This is a genomic window from Streptomyces silaceus, from assembly GCF_001419745.1.
GTDB lineage: Bacteria > Actinomycetota > Actinomycetes > Streptomycetales > Streptomycetaceae > Streptomyces > Streptomyces silaceus.
This window is the reverse complement of record NZ_LIRJ01000478.1, coordinates 1-6,142: the sequence shown is the minus strand read 5'-3', so window position 1 is coordinate 6,142 and position 6,142 is coordinate 1. Positions and strand designations below refer to the sequence as shown.

Below are 6,142 nucleotides of genomic sequence, written 5' to 3'. Positions count from 1 at the left end.
TGCAGTGGGCGGACTGGCGGACGATGGCGTGCCCGATGGTCTCGCCGATCGCGAGGCTGCGTTCGTGGTGGGCGATAGCGGCGCGGGCGTCCGTGTGCTCGTAGAGGTTGCCGAGGTGGCTGAGGGTGATCGCCTCGCTGAGCGGGTCGGCGAGTTCCTTGGCGAGCTCCAGGCTCTGCTGGAGGGCGTCGGCGGACTCGGCGTGGCGGCCGAGGCCTTCGAGGAGGAGGCCGCGGTTGTTGAGGCCGCGGCGCACGCAGGACACGATGCCCAGCTCGCGCCAGAGGACGAGGGCCGCGTCGTTCAGGGCGAGCGCCTCGCCGCTGCGGCCGGACATGAAGTGCATGCCGGCGAGATCGGTGAGGGCCTGGGCCTCGGCGGCGGTGTCGCCCTGCCGGCGGGCGGCGGCCAGGGCGAGGGCGCCGAGCACGCCCAACTCGGTGAGACGGCCGCGGCGTTGGAGGTAGGGGACCAGACAGCGGACCAGCACGGGAAGCAGCCCGGAGCCCGCGGCCCGCACGCCGGAATCCGCACCCGAATCCGCAGCCGTGTCCGTATGCGCAGCCGCACCCGCACCCAGGCCCTCGGCCACGCCCCGGCCTTCGGCCACGTCCTCCCCGTGCCGTTCCGCCAGAGCGAGGATGTTCGCGAGTTCGGTGTCGCCCCAGACGAACGCGGCCTCCATGGACAGCGGCTGAGCCGCCGGCACCCCGCCCCGGCCGGCCTGTCCACGGCGGGAGAGCCGCTCGTCGACGCCGCGCAGGCGGTCCATCCGGTCCAGGCCCTCCGGCATGATCGCCAGGAGGGTGCGGCGCGCGGACTCGGCGTACCAGAGCAGGGCCTGTTCGACGAAACCCGTACCGGTACCAGCACCAGCATCCGCGTCGGCGTCGGCCCCCGTGGCCGCCGCCTCCCGGGCGAAGTCGCGCACGAGGTCGTGGGGCGCGTACCGGCCGTACGCGGTCTCGTCGAGGAGGGCGACGTCGACCAGGCGGTCGAGGGCCGCGCCCGCGCGGAGTTCGTCGGTGCCCAACAGGCGGGCCAGGAGCGGGACTCCGTACGTCGGCAGGTCGAGCGCGCCGATCCGGGTGAGGGCGAGCGCGGCGTCGCGGTCGGCCGGGCGGTCCGAGGTGCGCAGGGCGTCGAGGGCGACGGCGAGGGAACGGCGCACGCTCAGGTCGTCGTATTCGAGGTGGTGCAGCCGGCCGCCGCTGACGGTGAGCAGTTCGGCGAGGGCGTCCGGAGTGAGGGCGCGGCGCGCGGCGAGGCGTGCGGCGACGATGCGCAGGGCCAGCGGGAGGCGCCCGGCGAGTTCCACGAGGGGGTGCCCGGCGTCGAGCGCGTCCCGGCCGGAGACGGCGCGCAGCAGCGCGGCGCTCTCCCCGTCGGAGAGGGGGTCCAGCGGGAAGCGCGCGGCACCGTCGAGGGCGGTCAGCGGCGAACGGCTGGTGACGATGACCGCGCAGCCGGGCCCCGCGGGCAGCAGGGGCCGCACCTGCGCGGCGGTCGCGGCGTCGTCCAGGACCATGAGCGTGCGGGTGGGCGCGAGCAGCGAGCGGAGCAGCGCGCTGGCCGCGGCGGGGTCCTCGGTGCTCCCCGGCGTCCGGCGCGGCTCGGCGCCGAGGTCGCGCAGGAGCGCGGCGAGGGCCTGGCCGGGGGTGAGCGGGGTCATGCCGGGGGTGGCGCCGCGCAGATTGACGTAGAGCTGGCCGTCGGGGAACTCCTCGCGCAGCCCGTGCGCCACGTGCACGGCGAGCGCGCTCTTGCCGACCCCGGCCATGCCGGAGACGACGGCGACGCGGGGGCCTTCGGCCAGGGCGCGCCGAAGGGACCCCACGGTGTCGCGCCGACCGGTGAAGTGGGCTGGATCGGGCGGGAGTTGGGCGGGCGGAGGCGCACCGACGGCCCCGGCGTCACGGCCGCGGGCACCACCGTCCGGGCCGCCGTCCGCACGGCCGTCCGCGGCGTCCGCGTCGTCCGGGCCGCCGTCGGCGGAGCCCGCGGCGGCGTCCGTGCGGCGGTCCGCACCGCCGTCCCCGCCGTCGCGGTCACCGTCGCCCCAGCCGTCGATGCCGCCGTCCCCGCCGTCGTCCGGGCGGCGGCCCACGCCCTCAGCCGTCGCCGCGCCCGCCGCGGCCCCACCGAAGCCTTCGCCCTCGCTCTCCCCCGCGCCCGCGCCCGCAGCCGCAGCCGGACGCGAACCCGAAGCCAAAGCCGGATGCGATCCCGAACCCGGACCCGAACCCGGACGCGGGCCCGCACCCGCGGCCGTATCCACGCCCCCCGGCCCCCGCAGCACCTCCCGGTGCGCGTCCCGCACCGCCGCGCCCGGCTCCACACCCAGCTCGTCGATCAGGCGGCGGCGCAGCTCGCGGTGGACGGCGAGGGCCTCCGCCTGGCGCCCGGTGCGGTGCAGCACCAGCATCAGCTGGCGGTGGAAGTCCTCGCGGAGCGGATGCTCCGCGACCAGCGCCGCCAGTTCCGGGGCGAGCGCGGCGAGGCCGGTGCCGAGGGCCAGTTCGGCGTCGTACCGCCACTGGAGGGCGAGCAGCCGGGCCTCCGCGAGACGCGGTACGAGAGGGTGGTCGGCCAGACCGTCCGGCAGACCGCTCAACGGCGTGCCGCGCCACAGCGCGAGCGCGTCCGCCGCGAGGCCGGCCGCCCGCGCCCAGTCCCGCTCCGCGTGCGCGGTCCTGGCACGGGCCACCAGACGCTCGAAGACGCGTACGTCCAGTTCGTCCTCGCCGACCCGCAGCCGGTACCCCGGCGGCACCGCGTGCAGCCGTCCCGGATCGTCGAGGAGGCGGCGCAGCCGCGTCACGTGGTTCTGCAGGGAGGCCTGCGCGGAGGCCGGCGGGGTGTCGCCCCACAGCGCTTCCTTGAGGGCGCCGAGCGAGACGGTCCTGCCGGGCTCCAGGAGGAGCGCGGCCAGCAGGGCGCGCCCCTTGGCGCTGCGCACGGGGTGCGGCTCGCCCTCGGCGTCGTACACGGCGGGCGCGCCGAGCAGACCGAAACGCAGCCCGAAGCGCAGCCCGCACCGCTCGCTCACGCCGTCTCCCGTGCCGTACCGCCGTAGCGCTGTCTCTCTCGTCCTGGCCGCGCCCGCCCTGCTGTTCTCGGCCGACCGTTGGCCATATGTTAGCGATCTGTTGGCGGGCCCTGATGTGATCTCTTCATCGGACCTGGCCCGCCGGTACTCGCGCACAGCGCGTAACTCGGGGGAGTGTCACCGCCGTGGTCGGGTCCGGCAGCAGAGAGAGAGTCCCGGTCGGCGGAGGTGAACGACCGGGACTCTCGTCTGCGCAGGGAGCCGCCCCGCACCGGCCGTCCGCGCCGGACCCCTCACTCCGCCGGCAGCCGCACCGTGAACAGCGAGCCCTTCCCCTCGACGCTCTCCGCCGTCACCGTGCCGTCGTGCGCCTCCACCAGCTTCCGCACGATCGACAGGCCGAGGCCGCTGCCGCCCGTCGCGCGGGTCCGCGACTTGTCGGCGCGCCAGAAGCGGTCGAAGACGTGCGGGAGATCGGCGGCCGCGATGCCCGTACCGGTGTCGGCGACCTCGATGAGGACGGCGTCGAGCGTGGTGCGGCAGGTGATGCGGACGCTGCCGCCCTCGGGCGTGTGACGGATCGCGTTGGAGACGAGGTTGCCGACCGCCTGCCGCAGCCGCAGCGGGTCGGCCGTCACCAGGGGGTCGCCGAGCGCGGTGGCGCGCAGTTTCACCCCGGCCGCGTCCGCGCGCGCCTGGTGCGCCGCGGCCACCTGCTCGGCGATGTCGGCGGCCCGCACCGGTTCGCGGTGCAGCCGGAGCGTGCCCGCGTCGGCGGCGGCCAGGTCCTGCAGGTCGTCGACGATGTGCTGGAGCAGCAGCGCCTCTTCGAGGAGCGAGGTGACCAGCTCGGGGTCGGTGTCGACGACGCCGTCCTCCGCCGCCTCCAGCCAGCCGCGGATGTTGGACAGCGGGGTGCGCAGCTCGTGCGCGACGTCGCTCACCATGGCCTTGCGCTGCTCTTCGAGGGCCTTGCGGTGGGCCGCCATGTCGTTGAAGGCGGCGGCCAGTTGGCTGATCTCGCCCGCAGAGCGCGTCGCGCTCGCGGGGACCGGATCGCCGCTCTCGCCTGTCTTCATGCGGCGCGTGGCCGTGGTGAGCGCACGCAGCGGCCGGGTCAGCCGGGTCGCGGCGAACGCGGTGACGGCGACCGTGACGGCGAGCACGGCGGCGGCGAGCCCGGCCAGACGGGCGGTGTTGGCGCGGGAGAGGCTGAAGCCGGGCGTGCTGCGCGTGCCGTCGGAACTGGTGATGAAGAGCAGGGCGGGCGAGGAGACGTAGGGGCCGAGCTGTTCGCGGCGCGCGGTGTCGACACAGGACGCGACGGCGGCGTCGGTCGGCTCGGCGGCGAGCGGCTCGGCGGACTCTGAGGTCCCCGAGGCCCCGGAGGAACCGGAGGGCTCAGGGGGCACGGGGGTGTCCGGGGTGCCGGTCGCGGAGGTGTCGCCGGGCACCACCGGCGGATACGACGGGATGGCGGCGCCGATCGGCTTCGGCCCGGACCGCGCGGTGAGGTCGAGCGTGAGGCCGACCCGGACGGGGGCGAGCCCGCGCCGCTTCAGGCAGGCGTGGGCGAGGGAGTTGAGCTTGTCGAGCGCCTTCTGTTCGGTCGCGGTGGGCACGTCGAGCAGCGACATGCGGCAGCGCGCGTCCATGAACTCGCCCGAGTGGTAGTCGAGCCGGACGAAGGGGCGGCCGCCGGTCGCGACGACGACCTCGGGGTCCATGCCGAGCCTCGCCAGACAGTCCGCGCTCCGGTCGGCGGCCTCCTTCAGCAGCCCGCGCTCCCGCTTCGGGAGGCGGTACGGGCCGATCGCGCGCGGGTCGATGCGGTCGGCGGCCGTGTCCTCGTCCGTGCGGCCGGGGGCGAGCGTCGTGTCGACGGAGAGGGGGTCGAGGACGGCGGAGGCGGTCGGGGGCAGGGAGGTGTACTTCGAGGAATCGCCCTTGGCGGGTACGCCGCTCTTGTCGCCGCTCCCCTTCTCGTTCCCGCTCCCCTTCTCGTTCCCGTCCCCCTTCGCGTTCCCGTCCTTGGTCCCGTTCCCGCTCCCGTTCCCGTTCTTGGTCCCGCTCGCGTGCTCTTTCCCTTTCCCCGCGCCGTCCTTCTCGTCGGCGCTCTTCGGGTACTGCCCGGGTGGGGCCGCCGAGTCCGCGATGACCTTGCGGTCCTGCGTGGTCAGGGCGATGCGGCGGCCCGTGGTCCGGGCCAGCTCGCGGACGGCGGCGTCGGCGCCGCGCCACTGCGGCGCGCTCGCGCCGACGCCGAGGAGCCTGTCGTAGATGCGGGCGTCGTCGGCGAGGACCTGCCCCTGCTCCTGCCGCAGCGCGCCGGTCGTGGTCTGCGCGGCGAGCCAGGCGGTCGCGGCGATCGAGCCGACGGAGACCAGGACGGAGACGGCGAGGAGACGGGCGAGCAGGCTCTTGCGGAGCGGTATGTCACGCGCCACGCCGGGCCGCCGCTCCGTTCACGGCGACGGTACCCGTACCAGTGGCAGTCCCCGCACTCGTGATCCCCGTACGGGTACCGGTACTCGTACCCGTACTCGTAAGCGCCAACTTGTACCCCACCCCGAAGACCGTCACGAGCCGCTCCGGCCGGCGCGGGTCGGCCTCGATCTTCTTGCGGAGGTTGAGGATGTGCACGTCGACCGTGCGCACGGATATGTAGCCGGACGAGCCGTGGATCCGGTCGAGGAGCTGGGGCCGCGTGAAGACCCGTTCCGGTTCCTCGGCGAGCGCGGTCAGGAGGTCGAACTCGCCGGGCGTGCAGTCGATCGGGCGCCCGTCGACCGTCACCTCGTGCCGCAGCGGGTCGACGACGAGCCCGCCCGCGCGCAGGATCCGCCGGTCGGCGTCCGGGAGCGGCGCGTGGATGCCGCCCGCGCGGCGCAGCAGCGTGCGGACGCGGGCCATCAGCTCGCGCGGGCTGTACGGCTTGGTGAGGTAGTCGTCCGCACCCAGGTCGAGGCCCAGGAGCAGGTCGTCCTCGGTGGAGCGCGCGGTCAGCATCAGGACCGGCAGCCGCGTCAGCTCCGGCGGCCCGCTCCCGTCCCGCAGCCTGCGGGTGACCTCGAGGCCGTCGGTGCCGGGCAT

3 protein-coding genes are annotated in these 6,142 nt (G+C 75.5%); all 3 read right to left on the bottom strand.

What is annotated here, in order from left to right; translation table 11 throughout:
• Nucleotides 1–3,049 (bottom strand): AfsR/SARP family transcriptional regulator (locus tag AOK22_RS34605; protein ID WP_482255564.1); only part of this gene is annotated, 3,049 nt, incomplete at its 3' end.
• Between the two features lie 293 nt (nt 3,050–3,342).
• On the bottom strand, nt 3,343–5,496 hold the full coding sequence (locus AOK22_RS34600) for a HAMP domain-containing sensor histidine kinase (RefSeq protein ID WP_063795394.1): 2,154 nt from the start codon (nt 5,494–5,496) through the stop codon (nt 3,343–3,345).
• Nucleotides 5,486–6,142: winged helix-turn-helix domain-containing protein (locus tag AOK22_RS34595; protein ID WP_079037015.1), on the bottom strand; the 657-nt coding region annotated here is incomplete at its 5' end. The genes AOK22_RS34595 and AOK22_RS34600, both read right to left, overlap by 11 nt.